17 protein-coding genes and 1 pseudogene are annotated in these 20,494 nt (G+C 44.6%); 10 read left to right on the top strand and 8 right to left on the bottom strand.

All coding sequences use genetic code 11. The features are described from left to right. Positions 1-403: 403 nt before the first annotated feature. Entirely contained in the window at positions 404-1,444 is a 1,041-nt protein-coding gene (locus AB6E51_RS02740) for an AraC family transcriptional regulator (RefSeq protein WP_065584846.1), read from the bottom strand. A 188-nt stretch (positions 1,445-1,632) separates the two neighbouring features. On the opposite strand from AB6E51_RS02740, the gene AB6E51_RS02735 reads away from it, so the two are divergent. Both AB6E51_RS02735 and AB6E51_RS02730 read left to right on the top strand, forming a co-directional pair. After that, complete coding sequence (locus AB6E51_RS02735; RefSeq protein ID WP_065584845.1) at positions 1,633-1,968, top strand: DUF805 domain-containing protein; 336 nt, start codon at positions 1,633-1,635, stop codon at positions 1,966-1,968. Next, positions 1,965-2,492: a hypothetical protein gene (locus AB6E51_RS02730; RefSeq protein ID WP_065584844.1), complete on the top strand. Its 528-nt coding sequence runs from the start codon at positions 1,965-1,967 to the stop codon at positions 2,490-2,492. Before AB6E51_RS02735 ends, AB6E51_RS02730 begins: the two co-directional genes overlap by 4 nt. 357 nt (positions 2,493-2,849) lie before the next feature. Here AB6E51_RS02730 and def read toward each other — a convergent pair whose 3' ends face one another. The 3 genes from def to AB6E51_RS02715 all read right to left on the bottom strand — a co-directional run bounded on the left by def (position 2,850) and on the right by AB6E51_RS02715 (position 6,330). Then, the gene (gene def, locus AB6E51_RS02725; protein ID WP_372057764.1) at positions 2,850-3,353 is read right to left on the bottom strand and encodes a peptide deformylase; all 504 of its coding nucleotides are present in this window, start codon (positions 3,351-3,353) and stop codon (positions 2,850-2,852) included. A 246-nt stretch (positions 3,354-3,599) separates the two neighbouring features. Further along, a complete protein-coding gene (locus AB6E51_RS02720; RefSeq protein WP_065584843.1) occupies positions 3,600-3,944 on the bottom strand; it encodes a multidrug efflux SMR transporter in 345 nt (114 codons plus the stop codon). A 217-nt stretch (positions 3,945-4,161) separates the two neighbouring features. Next, positions 4,162-6,330 carry a metallophosphoesterase gene (locus AB6E51_RS02715; protein ID WP_372057763.1) on the bottom strand — a complete coding sequence of 723 codons (2,169 nt, stop codon included), beginning with the start codon at positions 6,328-6,330 and terminating at the stop codon, positions 4,162-4,164. A gap of 508 nt (positions 6,331-6,838) precedes the next feature. Here AB6E51_RS02715 and AB6E51_RS02710 point away from each other — a divergent pair. Both AB6E51_RS02710 and fghA read left to right on the top strand, forming a co-directional pair. Next, a complete protein-coding gene (locus tag AB6E51_RS02710; RefSeq protein ID WP_017061634.1) occupies positions 6,839-7,987 on the top strand; it encodes an S-(hydroxymethyl)glutathione dehydrogenase/class III alcohol dehydrogenase in 1,149 nt (382 codons plus the stop codon). A gap of 154 nt (positions 7,988-8,141) precedes the next feature. After that, positions 8,142-8,981, top strand: a complete 840-nt coding sequence (gene fghA, locus AB6E51_RS02705; protein WP_017061633.1) for an S-formylglutathione hydrolase — start codon at positions 8,142-8,144, stop codon at positions 8,979-8,981. Positions 8,982-9,058: 77 nt separating this feature from the next. Here the strand turns inward: fghA and AB6E51_RS02700 are convergent, their stop codons facing one another. Then, positions 9,059-10,141 carry a pyridoxal phosphate-dependent aminotransferase gene (locus AB6E51_RS02700; RefSeq protein ID WP_017061632.1) on the bottom strand — a complete coding sequence of 361 codons (1,083 nt, stop codon included), beginning with the start codon at positions 10,139-10,141 and terminating at the stop codon, positions 9,059-9,061. Positions 10,142-10,447: 306 nt separating this feature from the next. Between AB6E51_RS02700 and AB6E51_RS02695 the strand changes: the two genes are divergently transcribed. The 4 genes and pseudogenes from AB6E51_RS02695 (at position 10,448) to AB6E51_RS02680 (ending at position 14,650) form a co-directional block, all read left to right on the top strand. Next, positions 10,448-10,849: a hypothetical protein gene (locus tag AB6E51_RS02695; RefSeq protein ID WP_017061631.1), complete on the top strand. Its 402-nt coding sequence runs from the start codon at positions 10,448-10,450 to the stop codon at positions 10,847-10,849. Between the two features lie 224 nt (positions 10,850-11,073). Then, a complete protein-coding gene (locus AB6E51_RS02690) occupies positions 11,074-11,811 on the top strand; it encodes an NUDIX domain-containing protein (protein ID WP_017071682.1) in 738 nt (245 codons plus the stop codon). A 237-nt stretch (positions 11,812-12,048) separates the two neighbouring features. After that, positions 12,049-13,038: pseudogene (locus AB6E51_RS02685) on the top strand (sigma-54-dependent Fis family transcriptional regulator); the annotation flags it as partial. 109 nt (positions 13,039-13,147) lie between these two features. After that, complete coding sequence (locus AB6E51_RS02680; protein ID WP_372057762.1) at positions 13,148-14,650, top strand: FAD-binding domain-containing protein; 1,503 nt, start codon at positions 13,148-13,150, stop codon at positions 14,648-14,650. On the opposite strand, the gene AB6E51_RS02675 is transcribed toward AB6E51_RS02680, so the two are convergent. Continuing rightward, positions 14,619-15,470 carry a LysR family transcriptional regulator gene (locus tag AB6E51_RS02675; RefSeq protein ID WP_372057761.1) on the bottom strand — a complete coding sequence of 284 codons (852 nt, stop codon included), beginning with the start codon at positions 15,468-15,470 and terminating at the stop codon, positions 14,619-14,621. The two genes, AB6E51_RS02680 and AB6E51_RS02675, sit on opposite strands and share 32 nt — an antisense overlap. Positions 15,471-15,568: 98 nt before the next feature. Here AB6E51_RS02675 and AB6E51_RS02670 point away from each other — a divergent pair, with 98 nt between their 5' ends. After that, entirely contained in the window at positions 15,569-16,216 is a 648-nt protein-coding gene (locus tag AB6E51_RS02670) for a glutathione S-transferase family protein (RefSeq protein ID WP_372057759.1), read from the top strand. Between the two features lie 143 nt (positions 16,217-16,359). Next, the gene (locus tag AB6E51_RS02665; RefSeq protein ID WP_372057758.1) at positions 16,360-17,802 is read left to right on the top strand and encodes an N-acylglucosamine 2-epimerase; all 1,443 of its coding nucleotides are present in this window, start codon (positions 16,360-16,362) and stop codon (positions 17,800-17,802) included. 142 nt (positions 17,803-17,944) lie between these two features. Here the strand turns inward: AB6E51_RS02665 and AB6E51_RS02660 are convergent, their stop codons facing one another. After that, positions 17,945-19,390, bottom strand: coding sequence for a sucrose-6-phosphate hydrolase (locus tag AB6E51_RS02660; RefSeq protein ID WP_372057757.1), 1,446 nt, complete (start codon positions 19,388-19,390; stop codon positions 17,945-17,947). Beyond that, a complete protein-coding gene (locus AB6E51_RS02655; protein ID WP_017069758.1) occupies positions 19,387-20,346 on the bottom strand; it encodes an aminoimidazole riboside kinase in 960 nt (319 codons plus the stop codon). Before AB6E51_RS02655 ends, AB6E51_RS02660 begins: the two co-directional genes overlap by 4 nt. Between the last annotated feature and the right edge of the window lie 148 nt (positions 20,347-20,494).

The following is a 20,494-nucleotide window of genomic DNA, read 5'->3' as shown; positions in this document are numbered from 1 at the left end:
GTATTGAAGAGTTCATTCAAAAACGCTGACCCCTCGTGCACTCTCACCTCCCCCCGGTCACAGAGTAACCAACAATCAAATTGACTCTTATTCAGTCTCCGTAACCTTTAAAGATCTTGAATCGCTTCGATGAGCTTTTTGACTGGAGTATGGTCTGACTCTATCCTATTGTCCATACTATCTAAATATGCTGACTACCTAGAGTGAAGAAAGAAAATGTGTCGGGCCTTTTCCTAACCATTAGTTTATGTATTGTAAAAATAGATTGCCGATGTAGTTCACTCATCGAAGTGAACACACAATGGGGCATTTCCAAGTTAGCGAACCTGCTAATTTAGCAAATTATGAATTACTTCATGTACGGCAAAGTTGGCTCTTAGATATTCAATATTAATAGTGAATCTTACTTAGACTGTTGAGCTTTACTTTTACGGTATTCACTTGGGGTCATTCCCACGACTCTTGAAAACTCACGATTAAAGTTAGACTTGGTCTGAAAACCAGAATTCATGAATATTTGCGTAATAGTATCTTGTGACAAATCCAAGGAGTGCTTGGCATGTTCTATGCGATACCCATTTATGATCTTAGAAATATTCTTTTCGTGTACCTGATTAACTGCAATTGAAATTTGTTTTGCTGGTATGCCTAACTTTCGTGTCAGTTTTGAAAGGGTTAGCTCAGGGTCTAAGTAAAGTCTGTCTTGTCGGATTTTGGAGTCTAACAGAGAAGTGATCTCGTGAGCCCTCTCACTGGTCATTACCTGGGAACTGCTTGTCTCGTCATTGTGACTGATTTGTTTAGATTTTAACTCATCTGAAACAGGCGTATTAATACCCACGACAACTACAGCTATCGATAACACGGGTAGAAGAGTCAAATGTGCCGCAGTAATGATGTACAGTGAAAATCCACCTTGATTAAAAGTAAAATCTAACGACATGAGCGTGTCTACACACGCTGAAAATATCAGCATCCATCCCGCAATATTCTCCGCTTTCTTTACTCCTTCCCAATTCCCTAACGAGACATTAATCAGTGCTGTTTCTCTTGACGAAAAGCGAATTAGTGCCACTCCATAGCAAGCGTAAATTAAAGTAAGTAGTACATCTAATGGAAGTGCCAACCAAGGTTGAGATACAGCGCTAATTACGACGAATAATGGCGCAACAAAATGCTTAATAGGCAAGGTGCCTAAATCACGATTGGCATGTGCAAACGCATACCACGCAGCAACAGGAATTATGGAGGCCAGAATAGGTTGCGCGATGCTGAAAATGCTAAATCCAAATGTCCAGCGTAAACCAACCATTGCGGTCGTCATAGCACATAATCCTAAAAACATGCTAGCGACTTTACCCTGCTGGGAAAGCTTGGCATAAAGTGATATCGCTAGTAGTCCAAGTAACATGGAAACAACGAACGGGACGGGTATCGCAAGCATAGCAAGTCCTAGATGGATAAATGAGTTCTCACTTTCAGTGAATATCAAGGATAACTCTATGAAATACAATTGAAAACGCAATATAGACCAAAACAGGTTTAAGAACGACCTAAAACCTGTTTTGAGACGTACACACCACTTGTTCCGAGGCAAAATATCACCATCAGTCAAATATTGAGGTGGCATTTATGAAATACTATTTTTTAGCTTGGAAGCGAAGTTTAGACTTTTCTGGTTGTTCGTCCCGTAAAGAATGTTGGATGTTTCTTTTAGTACACACATTAGTAGCGATGGGATGCATTGCGGCAGATATTGCTATGAATATGACAACATGGTTCGACACGATTTATAGCGTTGTAAGTTTCATCCCTATGCTTTCAGTAATTGTTCGTAGACTGCACGATATCAACAAATCAAGTTATTGGGTACTGGTCTTTTTCATACCGATAGTAGGACCGTTTTGGTTAATATCTTTGTTAGCTCAATCGACCAATACTAACTTCGACGTGGAGGCTTCAGCATGAAAAAAGTAGCCATTCTACATCTGTTTTTATCGGTCTTTGTTTCAACATCTAGCTGGGCCGAAACTATATCTCCCACAGGTGGTTTTGGAACTCTGTCTGTCGACAACATGACTCAAGGACAACTCCTTTGGCTTAACGGTCGAATAGGAGATGCAATCTACTCATTTACTCTTCAAGATGGAAAGGAGTGCACTTTAAAGGTACCAGTTGCTGTCGGTCGTATCTCTGAGCCAGATTTTGGTATCAGTGAAACTGAAGGTCTAGCCATCGTCGTTATGAGCCAACGCCTCAATGACGCTCTTCTTCAAGGAAAGCGAATAAATAGTGAAGAATGGCGTTTCACCACTAAAGCGTATGATGAAAATATCGACGGGTTGATTATCAATGGAATTAGCTTTGAGGAGGGCTTCGTTTTAAACTCGAAGCGAAAATGGATTTCTTGGTTTCTAAGAGATGAGCAAAACGTTGTTTGTCATTCATCTAAATCGAGTGACTTAATAGGAGAGCCTTTCGCGAGTCAATGAAGGAAATGGGGTCATTGCCACACATTATTTTTTGTAAATCAAAACTAGCTAATTATCTGTGACGTGTTTGGAAGCGTAACAAACTTCGGGGCAGCTCTGAGTTAGTCACGATGGCTAACTCGCGTGATCACCAAGCGATTCTGTCATACCGTAATTATCAACCAATAAATGTCTAATGGCCTAGCCAATAGTGGTTGGCTGCGGATAGACCACAATAAGAGACCTTCTATATGTGTTTGTCGTAAGCAATGTTTAATGACCGAAATGACAAAGCGAAGCAGATAACTTTGTTGTTCGAAAAGCATTGGCTACTCACGCAGCCAACAGGATGTAATAACCTATATTGATAGACGGAAGTTAAGAGTGCGCTTTAACGTACTTTTTAACCTTTTTCATAGCCATTTGACGCTTAAGTGGTGAAAGATAGTCAATAAACAAGTTACCCGACAAATGATCTATTTCGTGCTGCATTACGATAGCTAGAAACCCATCACTTTCGATGGTCATTGGTTTACCTTCGCGATCTAAAGCAGACACAACAACTGAAGTAAAACGCTCTACGTCGGCATAATAGTCAGGAACTGATAAACAACCTTCTTGGCCCAATGTTTTATCCGAGCCGCTAACCACTTCAGGATTAACCAAAACTAATGGTTCATCTCGACTTTCGGAAAGGTCAATAATAACAACGGCCTCTTTACGACCAACTTGAGTTGAAGCCAAACCAATACCATTGTCAGTCGCATATAACGTTTCCAACATGTCGTCTATTAATGTTTGTACCGTGGAGAGATCTTGCACCTTTTCCGCTTTGACCTTAAGCCTTGGATCTGGTGCAGTCAGAATTTCTAAAACTGCCATATTTTCCTTCTATTCTTGGAAGCTCATAACGCTTTCTATACGTCGACTGTCCGTATTTTATGGGCCAATAATGCCTTCTTTCTTTTTAACCTTCAACAATACCAACAGATATGACGGGGTAAATAGCCTTTGCATATAACTTGGACAACACATTGCTTCAGATAACCTTTCGTAGGGGAAAGCTCATGAACAGGTTGTAAATGAGTAAAAGGTCTAGATTACAATGGGGCAAAAGCAAGTTAGCCCCTAATGACTCACCGACGTCGAAAACAAGTTAATAATCACGACGCCCACCAAAATCAAAGCGATACCGATGATCGCAAAGATATCGAGTTTTTGCCCGTAGACCAGCCAAGACAGCGCTGCGACTAGCACTATCCCTGCCCCACACCAAACCGCATATGCCACACCTAAAGACATAGTTTGAACCGTGAGAGACAACAGATAGAAAGCAAAGCCATAACCGACTAGCACTGCGGCAGTCGCGGGCAAAGAAGTAAATTGCTGCGTTTTAGGCAATAGAGAAGTCGCGACAACTTCAAATACAATGGCAAGTGACAGCATCACAGGAGGCGAGAGAGATAAAAGCATGTTTAAGTCCACAACAATAAAATACGGCGCTCAGAATATTGTAGTTTTATTTCCGATTCATGCGATTTTCAGCAAGTAATTATTATGATGCACCTTAAAAATTCTTAGGTGTAATTCTCGATTAAACCTACGCTTAGACAAAAAAAGAGCCCACTAATTCGTGGCTAGCAGACCCTTCATCAATCTAATCATCTAATCATCTAATCGGCAAAAGCGCTTAATTTGCAGACGTTGAGCCTCTTAGGATATCGCGCTTCACTTCACCTTTAAGATCGGTCAGGGTTTGCTGGTCGATATCAATCAAGAAGTGGTCACTTGCTTGGCCTGTTGCGAATTTTTCAAGAATCACGAACAAGCTACCGAAACGAGAGCGGAATACCTCTCCCACTGTATATTGGCCAAGATCACCTAGCTCTGAATCCACTGTGCCATCAAACTCGGCAAGCTCGCGGCTTAGCAGTTCGTATTGGCGTAGTTGTGTTTCACCGATATCACGGAACGCCAGTTCGTCTGCATTACGTAGTCGGTAGAAATCGGTTGCTAGTAGCTCACCACTCCACTCTGCAAAGTCAGCTAAGCTTAACCCCTCAGTAGTTGCCAAAACCTCAGCTTCTACTTTGGCTGCCTGCCAATCTTTCTGGAACTGTTCCTCATCAACGACACCATTTGCAGTGCAGCCTTCAACTGGATAACCCAACTTGTCAGCTAATTGACAAACCGTGAACTGCGTTTCTAGTTGAGACATGATCATCATCTCTTCACCGTTCATGTGCATGATCATTTCACGCATTTCGATTGGCCAATCACTAGGAAGGAAACGCAAGCGCGTTAATTCACGGATATGCCAGTCGGTGAGTTCATAGTAACTCTTTGAATCAAGAATATTGATATCCCATATCTTAGCTTCTTCTTCCTCATTACTTGCGTTTGCTGTTAAGTACTCATGCTCTTCTTCGTAGTGACTAAATAGTTCGTTGTAACGTTCAACTTGATCGATAACCACAGTTTCAACTTCGATTTGGTTATCAGGGCGAATGTTCAGCAGCTTGTAAGCTGGGATGTAACCCGCTAACGATGGCGCTTGGATATTAAAGAGCGTGTGCTGAACACCATCGATATTGAAGCTTTTCTTACCAGTATCGTTAAAGTGCATATGACCGCCAACGTGGATATTCAATCCTGTTGCAGCAAGTGTACGACTAGTATTGTCATCTGGTTCACGAGCCAGTTGATGGCTTCCTTCACCAAACAGATCTTCAATCTCTTCAGAGGCACCGTTGTAGAAATCTGTCATTGGGAAGTGCGAGAAGGAAACAAGCGTCTTATTCTGCTCTTTGGCTGCTTTTACTACATCAGAGATCCAATCGATCACATGTTCTTTGTGAGTCAGCATCATGTTGTAGCCAGCGCTGCTTGATCCATCAAACGTGTTTCCGTCTACAGAGCTATCAGACGAATTTTCTTTAGGGCGATAAACATTCGCGTCAATGGCCAACAGCCACAAGCCTTTGACTGGCTCGACTAAGTAACTGGTATCCGGCACTTCAGAACAACTTGAGTAGCCATTCTCTTTATAACTACCACCTGTTCCTTCATAACAGATCTCGTACATGCGCTTATCAAAAGCTGCTTCTTCTTTCGCTAATTCATAGCTGTAGTTGGTACGAGCTTGCGCACTGCTATAAGGGGTTTCAAAGTAGAGATAATCTTGCTGAGGGTAGAAGCCGTGAGTACCAAGGATAATCATGATCTCTTCATAGCCCCACTCACGCACTTCTTCAGTACAGATGGTTGCTAGGTTATCGCCGTCACCGGGAATGGTTGTCCACTCATCTTCATAGCCAACACACTCTTCCTTACCCCGACTATAAATACGTTGGTTCTTACCCCCTTCTCCCAAAAAGTCCGACTTACCCGCAGGTATAGTAAATGGCCTCACTGGATCGTGGTTGCCAGGCGCTGCAAAAAACTCAAGGCCGTACGTGTCACGATAGTGGTCAAAAATGCTCACTAATCCACGCATATGTACTGGCTGACCGTCGTCACTGAAGTCCCCCGGCAGTGCTACGTACTTCACTCCGCGCTCAACCACATCATCAAGCGCTGCGATCATCGCGAAATAGTTTTCGTTGAATAGACGGGTAGAGTTCATCTGAGACTCCATCGTTCTGATCGTTGCATTCTTACCACTGATTGCATTCGGCAACCCTGCGAACGAGCCATCCTGAAAATCACCGTAAACATCATGGAAATGGATATCAGGCATGAACGCCACTTGCACTGCGCTATCCATATTGCCGCTGTCATCACTTGGCGAACTTGAATTGCAACCGACCAAAGCTGTTGCTATCAAGCCTGACAGTACGGTCAATGTACTCTTTTTCATTTTCTCTTCCCAAAAAGTTAGAACTCAAAATTTGGCGAGGAGATTAGGTGAGAAAAATGACACTATTGTTTCTGATATCTTACAAAACGTCGCATACAGAGTGCTTATGCGACATTGCTTCAATCCTTAAAATTCAATTAGTTAGTAATGATCATGAGTATTGATGACTCTATCGTACGAATCAGTTATTAATATATAAGCCGCCATAAGACAACCCCTCAAACATCAATGACAACTATGCATTCCGACTATTTAAATAAGTAGCCCTCCATCAAAAACCGGCTCGATCCGAATAAAGTAATCACAGGGAAAACAGATCAGCTCTCCATACTTATTATTACAAATACGTAATAATCATTTTCTATTTAAGGGGATTATCAAAACATGAACTCACACCTATACTAGCTCCAACAAAACGAGAGAGCGGAAACAATTAAGCTCAACTACGCTTAACGGGTTGAATTTAATTGCACAGTTATCCGCTGTACTGACATATAGGAAACATCCAATGACAATCGAAATTAAACCTGGTCAAACGCATATCAAATCAAAAGCAATGGTTGCATGGGCAGCTGGCGAGCCACTAAAAATGGAAGAAGTTGATGTACAACTTCCTAAAGCTGGTGAGGTTCTAGTTCGCATCGTTGCTACTGGTGTTTGTCACACTGACGCATTCACATTATCAGGTGACGATCCAGAAGGTATCTTCCCTTCAATTCTTGGTCACGAAGGTGGCGGTATCGTTGAGATGATCGGCGAAGGCGTTACAAGTGTTGAGATTGGCGACCACGTTATCCCACTTTACACAGCAGAATGTGGCGAATGTAAGTTCTGTAAATCTGGTAAAACTAACCTATGCCAAGCCGTTCGTGAAACGCAAGGTAAAGGCCTAATGCCAGACGGTACAAGCCGCTTCTCTATCAATGGCGAAACAATTTTCCATTACATGGGTTGCTCTACTTTCTCTGAGTACACTGTACTTCCAGAAATCTCTCTAGCGAAAGTAAGCAAAGAAGCACCACTTGAAGAAGTTTGTCTTCTAGGTTGTGGTGTAACAACAGGTATGGGCGCGGTACTGAACACAGCTAAAGTTGAAAAAGGCGACAACGTTGCTGTATTCGGCCTTGGCGGTATCGGTCTTTCTGCAATCATTGGTGCTCGCATGGCTGGTGCTAACCGCATCATCGGTGTTGACATCAACGAGAGCAAATTCGAGCTAGCGAAACAACTTGGCGCGACTGACTGCATCAACCCAATGAACTACGACAAGCCAATCCAAGACGTTATCGTTGAGATGACAGACGGTGGTGTTGAGTACTCTTTCGAATGTATTGGTAACGTAAACGTGATGCGTCAAGCGCTTGAATGTTGTCACAAAGGTTGGGGCGAATCTGTAATCATCGGTGTTGCAGGCGCAGGTCAAGAGATCTCAACTCGTCCATTCCAACTAGTAACAGGTCGTGTATGGCGTGGTTCTGCTTTCGGTGGTGTTAAAGGCCGCTCTGAGCTTCCAGAAATCGTAAACCGTTACATGGCGGGTGAGTTTGGTCTTCAAGAGTTCATCACTCATACAATGGGTCTGCAAGACGTAAACGAAGCATTCGACCTAATGCATAAAGGTGAATCTATCCGTACTGTTCTACACATGGATAAGTAACACATCTTGGCCTCGATTCTTTCGAGCATCGAGGCCACAGCTACAAATGAATAGCAACAAACTGTCTTCACCACCTCCTGCCCGGTGGGTGGTGAAACTTTATGTTATATAGACAAATTTACTCCCAAACCATCAACCTAACGGAGCACAATAGATGACAATCGAAAACATTAGCCAAGCAAAGGTTGCTGGTGGTTGGCACAAACAATACACCCACTTTTCTGCAACGCTTGACTGCAACATGCGTTTTGCGATTTTCTTGCCACCTAACGCAAGCAAAGAAAACCCAGTTCCTGTTTTGTATTGGTTGTCAGGCTTAACCTGTACCGATGAAAACTTCATGCAAAAAGCCGGCGCTTTCAAAGCCGCGGCTGAGCAAGGCATCGCGATTGTTGCACCAGACACTAGCCCACGTGGCGAAGGTGTTGCCGACGATGAAAATTACGATCTCGGCCAAGGTGCAGGCTTCTATGTGAATGCCACTCAAGCGCCATGGGACAGCCATTACCACATGTACGATTACGTGGTAACAGAGCTCCCTGCATTAATTGAGTCGTTCTTCCCTGTTACATCCGTAAAATCGATTTCTGGTCACAGCATGGGCGGACATGGTGCCCTAACGATTGGCATTAAAAACGAAGATAGCTACCGTTCTATCTCTGCATTCAGCCCAATCACCAACCCAATGCAATGCCCTTGGGGACAAAAAGCCTTCAACCAATACCTAGGCTTGGATATTGAAGAGTGGAAACACTACGATGCCTCTGAGCTTCTAAAAACCAAAGGCACTAAACTGCCAATGTTGGTCGACCAAGGTGAAGCCGATAACTTCCTGATTGAACAGCTTAAACCTGAGCAATTAGTCGAAGCCGCTAAGGTAACCAATGCCGATTTAGATCTACGTATGCAGCCTGGTTACGACCACAGCTACTACTTCATCTCTAGCTTTATTGATGAACACATTGAGTTCCACGCTGCTTACTTAAACAAGTAGCCAGATGAATTTAGCCCGCACTTTGTAAACGCAAGGTGCGGGCTTTTTTATGCCTACTGATTTTATAACGGTTGCTTTTATAACTGCTTAATACGCTGCTTTAACGCTTCTAAATCTATATCATTGCCAACAATTCGTAATCGAACATACTCTTCAGTCATCGCGTCGCACGTAATAGCAAAATCGACACCCGAACATGTCTTAATACCGATACTCTCAAATAGCTTTGAAAGGTGAGTTCCTCTCTTTTTCAACAACATAATGGGCGTCGATATTGACGTGCCAACCACCTCAATATTGTTCTCAGACAACAAGCCGATCATTTGCTGCTTAAAGTATTCAGTTTTGCTGCGATTCATTTCTAAGAAGTGTTTTGCATTGGGTAAGGTCGCCGATGCGATTTTTATTGAGGGGTAAGTCGGCGTAAACACACTCACCGCAGCTTCGATTGCAGAAGTCAGGTTTTCACTGCTGGCTAAGTAACCGAGTCGAATCCCAGCGAGCCCTAAACCTTTAGAAAAGGTTCGTAAAACTATTAAGTTGTCCAAGACTAAGGTCTGATCGAGCATAGACTGCTCAGGGGTCAGGTATTCACCATATGCCTCGTCGACAATCAAAATAGCGCCAGAACGCTCACATACTCTCGCTATCTCGACCAGATAAGCTCTGTCGTAGATTCGACCCGTTGGGTTGTTGGGATTATCGATATACACCAAGGCAGGATTTTGACTGCTTATTTTTGATGCCAACACACCGAACAGATCCGACTCGTTTTGATAATCAAACATGTTGATGGACTGGTACTTCCCGCCCACCAAAGTGAACTCTGATACTGCTTCAACAAACTGAGGGCCAATGCCTATCATGGTGCGATTGTTGTGATCGATAAGTTTATTGAAGATAAGTTCTAGCGCCCCAAGAGAGCCCGTGGTGTACGTAATACGACAATCTTCAATCCCAATAAACTGGCGAGTCAGATAAGTCAGCTCCGAAAGCTCCCTGTGGCAATAGTACTTATCAATACCGTAGATAATATCTTTGATCACATGTTCAGGAATTTCTGGTGCGCCAAATGGATTGGAGCCAAGTGAACAATCGATACGAAATGAGTGATCGACATAAGAATGGTATTCGCCACTTAACCGTGGATTTAAATGCATAAGAAAACGCTCAAAAAATATTCATGCGCTATTCTTATCGTACTGAATTTCATCTATATAGGTCATTTCGCGACAGTTCTTCGCCTTGTTTCGAGAGACTGGTTAAAAACCAAGATTGGTTCAAATAACGAATTCTCTTAAGCCATAATCAAGAGTTAAGCACTCGTGTTTACATTTCGAGTTAACCGAACCGCTTTCTTTGCGCTAGATTAAGCTGAGATAAGATAGGGTAATAACAGAGCTTGCATCTTTACTCTCCCTAGTTACCATAGCCCCATTAACATCCCCCATATTTTGAAGGTTGCTATGAAAGCAATTAAGACTCTTTTCTTCCTGATGGTTTTATTGAGCGGTCTGTTTACCGCTTGGCTGTTTATTCCAATTCCAGCGACCATGGACAAGCAAACGCTCGACGTTCCATTAACGGAACCATTCAAGCTTGTTGCGTATCGCAGCAACCCGAATGATGCGAGCAAGCCGCTGACTTACCACTACTATGTGATTTCAGATGTGGTTGGTGTAGACGACATGGACCCATTCCTGATTACCACGGACCAGTTCGTGAAGCTTGGCGAATTCGACGAGAACACATTCAACCTTACGGTTAACGGCAAGATTGATAGCTACACCAACGATTTGTGGATCAAGAAATCTGATGGCAAGCTTCAACACTGGTACGTGAGTATTAACGCGAACTATATTCGTTAAAATCGAACTGCAATAAACCTCATTTTAAAACTGCGCTTTGGCTTCCAAGCGCAGTTTTTGTTTCTAGAAACACCCTCCACTTATCCCGACCCGTTCGACATAAACTGCATTGCCTACTTTTGATTCACTGCAGCCCTTGCTCTCAAGGTGTTATAAGCTCTTTAGATACGATAAGCTCAGACCATGCTCGACGCCCAATAAATCAAAATAATAAAGGATCACCCGTGGAATTTACGCTCGACAAATTTAACGGCATCATCATTGACCCAGCAACAGCCCCTCACGATGTTGACTCATTCAATGCCGAACTCAGCGAGATCACCGAATTTTCAAAGCAGAATAACAAAGGCATCATTTGGATTAGCTTACCTATTTCACTCTCGCACCTTATTCCGGTGGCGACTGAGCTTGGCTTTGTGTTTCACAACTGCTTAGAAGACGAGATTACGCTGATCCACAAATCCGAGATTGTAGAGTTTGTGCCTTTCATTCCGACCCACACCTTGGGTGCTGGCGCGTTAATCACTAACGAACACAACCAAGTGCTGATGATTAAAGAACACGGCATGACGGGCTACAAATTACCGGGCGGTCATATTGAGTTGGGTGAAGGCATTGAAGAATCCGTGGTTCGAGAAACCTTAGAAGAGACTGGCATCGAAGCCACGTTCGTTTCAGTGGTTGGCATGGCGACGAGACACCCGTATCAATTCGGAAAGTCTAACCTCTACTTTGTTTGTCACCTTATCGCTCAAACTCAAGAGATTGCGATTCAAGACACAGATGAAATTGCAGAAGCTAAATGGATTGATGTTGAAGAGTACATTAACAACCCCGACAGCTACCCGTTCAACCGCCAGTTAGTCGGCTCTTTGATAGGCAAACAAGGATTAGAACTCACTCAGTTAGAAGGCAACTATGGCCCAGTCCACAAGCCCGAGATCTTCTTTTCGCAAAACTAGAGCGATTCAAATATAAAAACGCCAAGCTCATAAGAACTTGGCGTTTTGCTTTTCATTTTACTTGTATTGTTTAAGCCATCTCGTTGCTAGTGACTTCCTAATAGACTGTTCTAGAACCTATCTATTTTAGAAAAATCCTAGTGGGTTAGTATCGTAGCTGATCAACAGGTTCTTAGTATTTTGGTAGTGATCGAGCATCATCTTATGTGTCTCACGGCCGATACCCGACTTCTTGTAACCACCAAACGCACGCGCTCCATTTCAGCATCGTGTGATTTGCACCATGGCGAGCAACAAATCGAACACGCTTGGCAGCAAGCCAACAAGGTAATCGATAAAGGGATCAGTTTGTTGATCTTAGGAGAAACAGGAGTTGGCAAAGGCGAGTTTGTTAAAGCGCTGCACAAGCAAAGCCAGCGTAAGTCTTCGCCCTTGGTAGCGGTAAATTGTGGCGCGCTGCCTAAAGACCTTATCGAATCTGAACTGTTTGGTTACGCGCCGGGCGCCTTTACGGGAGCAAGCCACAAGGGCTTCCAAGGTAAGATCCGTCAAGCAGATAAAGGGATTCTATTTCTAGATGAGATCGCCGACATGCCTTTAGAAGCTCAGTGCCGACTACTGCATGTTCTGCAAGACAAATCCGTGGTGCCAGTTGGTTCTAATCAAAGCTATCAAGTCGATTGTCAGATCATCGCTGCAACTCACAAAAACCTCGAGCAGTTAGTCGCAACAGGTGAGTTTAGGCAAGACCTGTATTACAGACTCAATGGCTTAGCCTTCACCTTGCCAAGCCTACAACACCGACAAGACAAGCACGCTTTAATCGAGCACATTCATCGTAAATACGCCGAAGACGAACAGACAATCTGCCCGCACTTGATGAGCTTACTGTGCGCCTATTCTTGGCCGGGTAATATCCGCGAATTAGACAACTTACTTAAGGTTGCTGCTCTATTAGCAAGTGATGAACCCCAACTCACACTCGAGCATGTGCCCAGCCACCTTGCTCAACATCTCACGTCATTAGCACACGATAATCAGCATCAGCTAATGACTCCTAATGCCATCAAAGGTACAGCGAGTAACGATTTAAGAAGTACCGTTGAAGAAACCTTGCTGCAAACCTATCAAGCCAACCAAGGCAACATAAGTAAGACTTCGAGAATACTCGGTATCAGCCGCAATACCATTTATCGAAAATTGAAAAGCTTGGGAATCCTCCAATAATCAACATGGATGATCCTGGCCCGCTCTTTCGTTATCAATAAATAAATTCACTTCTAGTGAGACATTTTGCCCTCTAACTCGTAGTGCTTCAAAACGAACGAGGGCTCAGATGCAAACAATCAACATAGTGTGGCTAAAGCGCGATTTAAGACTCACCGACCACGCACCTTTACGACACGCTTTATCAGATCAACACCCAACGATATTGCTCTACATTTTCGAACCCATGCTGTTAAACAATGCCCACTATTCTGAGCGACATTGGCGGTTTGTTTGGCAATCACTGCAATGCATGAACCAGTCATTAAGAGAGCATGGAAATCAGATTTCAATACTCCATGGCAGTGCTATGGACTGCTTCGAAGCGATTCAATCTCGTTACCACATCCAAAGTGTATTCTCACACCAAGAGATAGGCTTAAATTGCACCTTTGAGCGTGACAAGCAAATATCTGACTGGTTTCAAGAGCACAACATCCAGTGGCAAGAGTTCGCACAGGGCGCCGTTGTAAGAGGGTCAAAAGATCGAATCGGTTGGGACAAGCACTGGAACAGGCTCATGCGTGCTCCCATAGCACAAAGCCAGTTGACCACAGAGTCGCTGTATACCCTTGATGCTGAAGAACTTGGTTTGGCAATAAATCCTCCACAAGCATGGTTAACCAAAAGTAACGGCATACAAACGGGCGGCAGCGCACTGGCTTGGGAAACTTTGCATGACTTCTTTGAACGCCGCGGTCGCGATTACTACCGCAGTATCTCAAGCCCAGAAGCGTCACGCCATGCCTGTACTCGCCTATCTCCGTATTTGGCTTGGGGCAACATATCGCTGCGTGAAGTTTATCAACATCTGTTGGGACACTGGCACGTTGCAGGGTTTCGTCGCAGCCTAATTGCCCTTTCTTCAAGGCTTCATTGGCACTGTCATTTCATGCAGAAGTTTGAATCGGAATGCGAGATGGAATTTCGCTGCATCAACCACGCCTACGAGACGTTATTGCAGAATGAGACGGTAAAAGATCCAACACGTTTGGAGGTATGGAAGGCGGGATTAACAGGCGTGCCATTGGTCGACGCCTGTATGCGCTGCCTGCATCATACGGGCTATATTAATTTCCGTATGCGCTCAATGCTGGTGAGCTTTCTCACTCATCATATGAATATGGACTGGCGTGATGGCGTCACTCACTTAGCGCAGCTGTTTCTCGATTTTGAACCTGGTATTCACTACCCACAGTTTCAGATGCAAGCTGGGGTTACAGGAATCAACACTATCCGAATTTACAATCCGACTAAGCAAGCGCAAGAGCACGATTCAGATGGAGACTTCATTCGTAAATGGGTGCCAGAACTTTCAGACATACCCACTCCACTTTTGTTTGAGCCTTGGAAGATGACGCCTATGGAAATGATGATGCATGAGCTCAAACCAGATTCCCCTTACCTGAACCCAGTCGTCGATCTCGACACTAGTGCCAGAGAAGCCCGGGTGCGTTTATGGTCGTGGCGAAAACTGACTGAGGTAAAACAAGAACGTAGCCGTATTTTGGCTCGCCATGTCAGGCCATCGAAGAAGAAGCCTAATCAGAACCCAACTCCACAAGTTGATTGAGCACTTCTTTATCCAATACCGGGTGATGCTTGGTCGCTAGGATCAGCACAATATCGACCGAAGGCAACGGTGGCATATCATCGAGGATTCTCAAATCTGAAGTCACGCTCAGCTTACCCATCGCGCCAATGGCTAATCCAGCTTTAACGATCGCTCGCTGCGCTGAAGCAGTATTGCTACACGCCAATAACTGATAAGGCGTGCCCTGCTTGGTTAAGCCATTCACTGCCGCGGCGTGGTACTTACAATCGGTCTGAAACAAGGCTAATGGCACTGGTTTAGACTCATCGAACACATAATCAGGGCTGCTTATCCATACTCCGATATCATGAGTGAGCCAGTAACCCTCTTCACTATCGGGCGCTCGGGTGACAATCGCCGCATCAAGCCTGCCGTCATCCAACCACTCTCTCAGCGTAATGCTGGGCAGGCTGAATATTTGGATTGAACAGGTGGGTTCTGCTTTCTGCAACAGGCGAATCACTTTCGGCAGAATGGTGTCATTGTAGTCTTCAGGGCAGCCGAGTCGCAGAGGTTGTTTGTCTTCGTAACGCTTTACTTGCTTAAGTGCGGTATTGTGAAGGGCGACCAACTGTTCGGCATGAGATCGCAGCGCTAAGCCAGCTTCAGTCAGTATTAAATTACGTCCTTCTTTCTGGAAAAGAGTGACGTTGAGTTCTTCTTCCAACTTACGCATCTGAGCACTGAATGCCGATTGGGTGCGATTTATCTGTTTCGCTGCACGAGTGAAACTACTGGTTTCTACAAACGCGAGAAAGCCTCGCAAAGCATCAATATCCATATTGAAATCACCACCCATCGTTTTTGTTAATGTATTGCATCAAAATTATCCGTTAGTGCGCCGCAATACAATCCCCTAAGCTCAAAAGCATACTCACCAAACGCAAGGAAGCAACGATGCAGCTTTATATTGGAAACCAGAACTACTCAACTTGGTCACTGCGCGCATGGCTAATATTCGACAACTACAACCTGAATGCAGAAGTCATCAAGCTCAAGCTGTTCACCTCTGATTTTTACGACACTCTGGCGAAAGTGACGCCAACGGCCAAGGTTCCAACCCTAGTTGATGGTAATGTTGCGGTGTGGGATTCATTGGCGATTCTCGAATACGTTAACGATGCCTATTTGGACGGTGCAGCGTGGCCTAGCTCAGTGAAAGAACGCGCCCATGCCCGAGCAATTTCCGCCGAGATGCACTCTGGGTTCTTTGCCGTCAGAAATGAAATGCCGATGAACTGCCGCGCACAACGAAAGCTCACACTGAGTGAAGACGCACTGAAAGACATCGCTCGTATTGATGCAATATGGTCTGCACAAATGGAACAATACCCAGAGGGATGGTTATTTGGTGAATGGTCGATTGCCGATGCGATGTTTGCACCCGTCGCATTGCGCGTAGAAACCTATGGAATACAACTTTCCGAAAAGGCATCGCAGTATCAACAAGGTGTGCTTAACAGTCCATCAATACAAAAATGGCTGGCAGAGGCAAGCTTAGAAACCGATGTGGTTGAAGAAGATGAGGCGGGCAAGCCAGTATAAAATACAAGACACCCTTCCAAAGCTCACTAGTCTGTGAGCTTTTATCTAAACCTTATTAATTTGGTCGATTGTGATCGCCTAATCACAATGTGCAGATGTGATTGTTTATATTCAAAGAAATTCAAATAGTTAAGATAAACATCATGTTACGAGCAACGATCGCATTACTCAGTATTACTAGCTTCGCCGTATCTGCCAACGCCCATCTTCCTTCTGGAGAAGAGTGGCTCAACCATGCGACTGAAGGGCTTGCACCTTATTGGTTAATGCCTAGCGCTCAAGGAGAACCGGTAGGAAACTTCCCTACTTTCCGCTGTGATGACGGTACCTTGCTCGATGTTTCTGATGTGTGCCATGAACTAAACAAAGGCTGGATCACGCCACACTTTGGCAAAGAGTTTACGCGGATGAAGTCACGTCAAACTTATGCCTATGGCGTGCTCTACCACCTTAGTGGCGATAAGCAGGCTTTAGCGCTTGCCAAGCAAGGAGCCTACTACATCATTGATCAGCTAGAAGATAAGCAAAACGGCGGCTTTATCGGCTACACAAAAGAGGGAAAAGTAGGCCAAAATTGGCAGCAGCGTACTTCTCAAGATCAAGCGTATGCATTAGTTGGCCTTGCCATGTACTACTACCTGACTCAAGACAAAAAGGTAGAAGAAGCACTCATCGCACAACAAGCTTTTATCTTTGATAAATATCGACTTAGCGACAACAGCGGTCTTGCTTGGGTACTTGCGGATGGTGAAGATGGCAAAGCCACACAGCGTGAACTGGTCGCGCAACTTGATCAGATTAACGGTTACCTGTTGTTAGTCGCTCCCCTGCTAAAAGAGCCCACCAAGACAAGATGGCTTGATGATCTAAGTTGGCTGACACAAACCATGGTCGAGCACTACCACTCTGAAGATGAACAACGCTTCTACGGGGCCATTCACAGCAAAGCCGCCAAGATGTCGAATGCTAATCACAACGATTTTGGGCACACCATCAAAGCGTATTGGATGACTTACCTTACAGGCCAAACATTGAATAACTCTGAATGGAAAGAGTTTGGCATCAAAGGGATGAAACACACTCTCATTCATGCGCAATATCAGAAAAATTTCGTGAGTGTATCCCAATATTATGGCGAAGAACTTCAGAAAGCGTGGAAAGGACAAGAGATAACTGGCTGGCAAAGCAGACCAAACACAAATTGGGCTTCATCATGGGAATGGGCGGAGCTTGATCAAGCAGCAATGACGGTTTCACTTGTCGATGATTCAATGAAAGACGTCCTGCAATACACCCTACCCACTTTTCATGATGTATGGGTCGACCATAAATACGGCGGTGTCGGGCTTGAGCCAAAACGCACCAAAGCTTTCCATTGGGGCAACGGTTATCACCAGTTTGAACATGCGCTGATTGGCTATCTATACGCACAGCAAGTTGACGCGAAGCCAGCAGTATTGCATTACGCAAGGCCGACCAACAGCGAGATGCCAATGGAACCGTATTACTATCAAGGCGATGTGGTGGAGCTATTGAATAAAGATGACGGAACGCAGAAGGTCAGTTTCAATAACATTCGACCTTAGCGTTGGTTGTTTGTTCTAAATGGACTTGAGATTCAGGGCTACGGGGAATGGACAAGGTCAAAGAGTTAGCACAATACTGATGTCGCAGACCAAACAAAAGCCGCTGTTGATCAGCGGCTTTCTTGATGGAGATAAGCGGAGGTTAGTTGTCCAACCCTTTAATTGGGTTCATCGAGTGATAAACGGTGTTCACGTCACCAGTCATCGACAATGAACTCAAGTCATCAATGAAGAAACGGCTGGTCATTGTGTGCTTACCGCCATTGATAAAGATTTCGATCACTGACTTATCAACATAAACCTCGATGATTTGCTTGGTGCTCAACCTCGGTGCTTTTCTCACTGAGCCAAACTCTTCCGCGTAGAGCTGAGACATCTTACTGCGATCAAGCATGAACTCCTTTTCTGTAGCACTGAATACGATGTTATCACCCGCAACGTTAGTAAGTGTAAACTCAAACTCGTCAGTATCCGTTTCGAGCTCAACCATGAAGCTGGTTGTATCCAATTCAAGAGCATTTTCAACCACCACAGCTTCACCCTGTAGCGCTTTCAATTCAGGTAAAGCAGACTGAACAAGATAGCCATCTTGGATTTGAAGTTCGCGTGGTAACGACAACATGCCCGCCCACTGATACTCATTAGATGGTGTATCAATCTCAGGCAGACCAATCCAAGCAATCAGAATACGGCGGCCTGTATCATCTAAATAAGTCTGTGGTGCATAGAAATCGAAGCCATAATCTGGCTGCGCAATATCTTGGTGGTTTTCCAGTTCTACCGAATCGAGATTTAGGCGGTCACCGACGATATAAGCCACCGAGTAGATATTTTTGAAATCGTATGGATTTTCGCTAGACACACCTTGTGGAGAAAACAGCATCACCGACTGATTCTCTATTTCAAAGAAATCTGGGCATTCCCACATATAGCCAAGGTTGTTGTAACGAGTTTGAATTGGACCTTTGTGCTGCCAATTCATCAGGTCTCGGCTGCAATATAGCGCCATAGAGCCAGTATTTTGAGGCGTTTGAGCACCCACAACCATCAGATAATCGCCGCCCTGTTTCCACACTTTTGGGTCTCGGAAATGTTCGGTGTAGTGATCGTTTTCGATAACCACGCCGTGCTTTTCTATTTTGCCGTCAGCAGACATCTTGGCAAAACATTGAGTTGGCACTCGCAACCAATTTCCATCGCGCTTGTTACCTGTAAAAAACAACAATGCATTGTCGTTTTCAACCAATGCACCACCAGAGTAAACACCGTGAGAGTCGTAATCTTGGTCTGGGTGCAAGCCAATACCGTGGTCTTCGAAATGAACGAAGTCTTTGGTAGAAAGGTGGTACCAGTACTTCATACCATGGACGGGGCCAACTGGCGTCCATTGGTAAAATAGGTGGTGTTCACCATTAAAGAAACACAGACCATTCGGATCATTAAGCAGACCAAACTTAGGCGCAATATGGTAGCTTGGATAGCCAGAGTCTTGTTTGCGAAGCTCTACCATCGCATCAATACTCTCTAGAGAAATATCTTCTATACGGCGATATCTTTGCTCTACTGTCCAGTTCGAGTTCAAACTCATACACTCTCCTCTACGGCATTCGTATTTGAAGAGTCTTTTTGAATAAACTGAGTAAGAGCTTCTTGCGTTGGAAGTGCGGTCATTGCGCCTTTTTGCGTGGTCGCCAGTGCACCACACCCATTCGCCCACTGAATTGCAGAATCGACGACTTGTTGATTGTTCCACTCATCATCTTGAGAAAGCTTTGCAAGCAAACCGCCAACAAAAGCATCGCCTGCCCCCGTGGTATCCACTGGCGTCACTGAGCGACCTGAAATCAACACACCTTGGTTTTCAAATACTCGCCAAACGCCTTTCGCGCCCTGCGTAACCAGAACAAGCGTGTTGTTAAGATCTGCAATGTTAGCCAAACCTTGTTCCATCGAAGTTGAATCGGTTAAGAAATCCAGTTCTTCTTCTGAGAATTTAACCACATCAGCCAATTCAACCGCTTTCATGACCACAGACTTAATTTCAGATGGGTTTTGCCACACTTCATCACGAAGGTTTGGATCGAAGCTGATGTAACCGCCCGCGGCTTTCATACGTCGGATCGCTTCGAAGGTACTGCTTCGGCTTGGTTCATTAGCCAAAGAGATCGAGCAGACGTGTAGCCACTCGTTTTTCTTAAATTCGGGAATGTCTGCAACAGACATAAACTGGTCGGCACTTGGCTTAACCATAAACGTAAAGCTACGCTCGCCTTGGTCATCAAGATCGACCACCACGGTTGACGTGCGTTGTTCAGGGTCCTTCACCAAACGCTCGGTATTCACACCTTCCTTTTGCAGAGTCACTTCCATAAAAGTGCCAAACGGATCGTTACCCACTCGGCCAAAAAATGCGCTTTTGCCTAAAAGGCGAGAAATCGCTACCGCGACATTAGCAGGCGCACCGCCCGGACATTTCAATAATGTCGCGTCAGTCTCCGGAATGAGGTCGACGACGGCGTCTCCAGTTACCCAAACTTGATTCATCTTTCTTACCTTAAAACTGAAAATCATGACAACCGAAAGCGATGGCAATCGAAAGCAGTAGCAACCAAAAGCAAGGTGACACTTCACGCTGTCATGTAAAAATATAAAAAGGCTAGCTAAGCCAAATCACCTAGCTAGCACCCCAAAG

The organism is Vibrio sp. 10N.247.311.47 (genome assembly GCF_041467535.1).
GTDB lineage: Bacteria > Pseudomonadota > Gammaproteobacteria > Enterobacterales > Vibrionaceae > Vibrio > Vibrio crassostreae_C.
The sequence above is the reverse complement of the archived record's forward strand: the minus strand, read 5'-3'. Positions and strand labels throughout refer to the sequence as shown.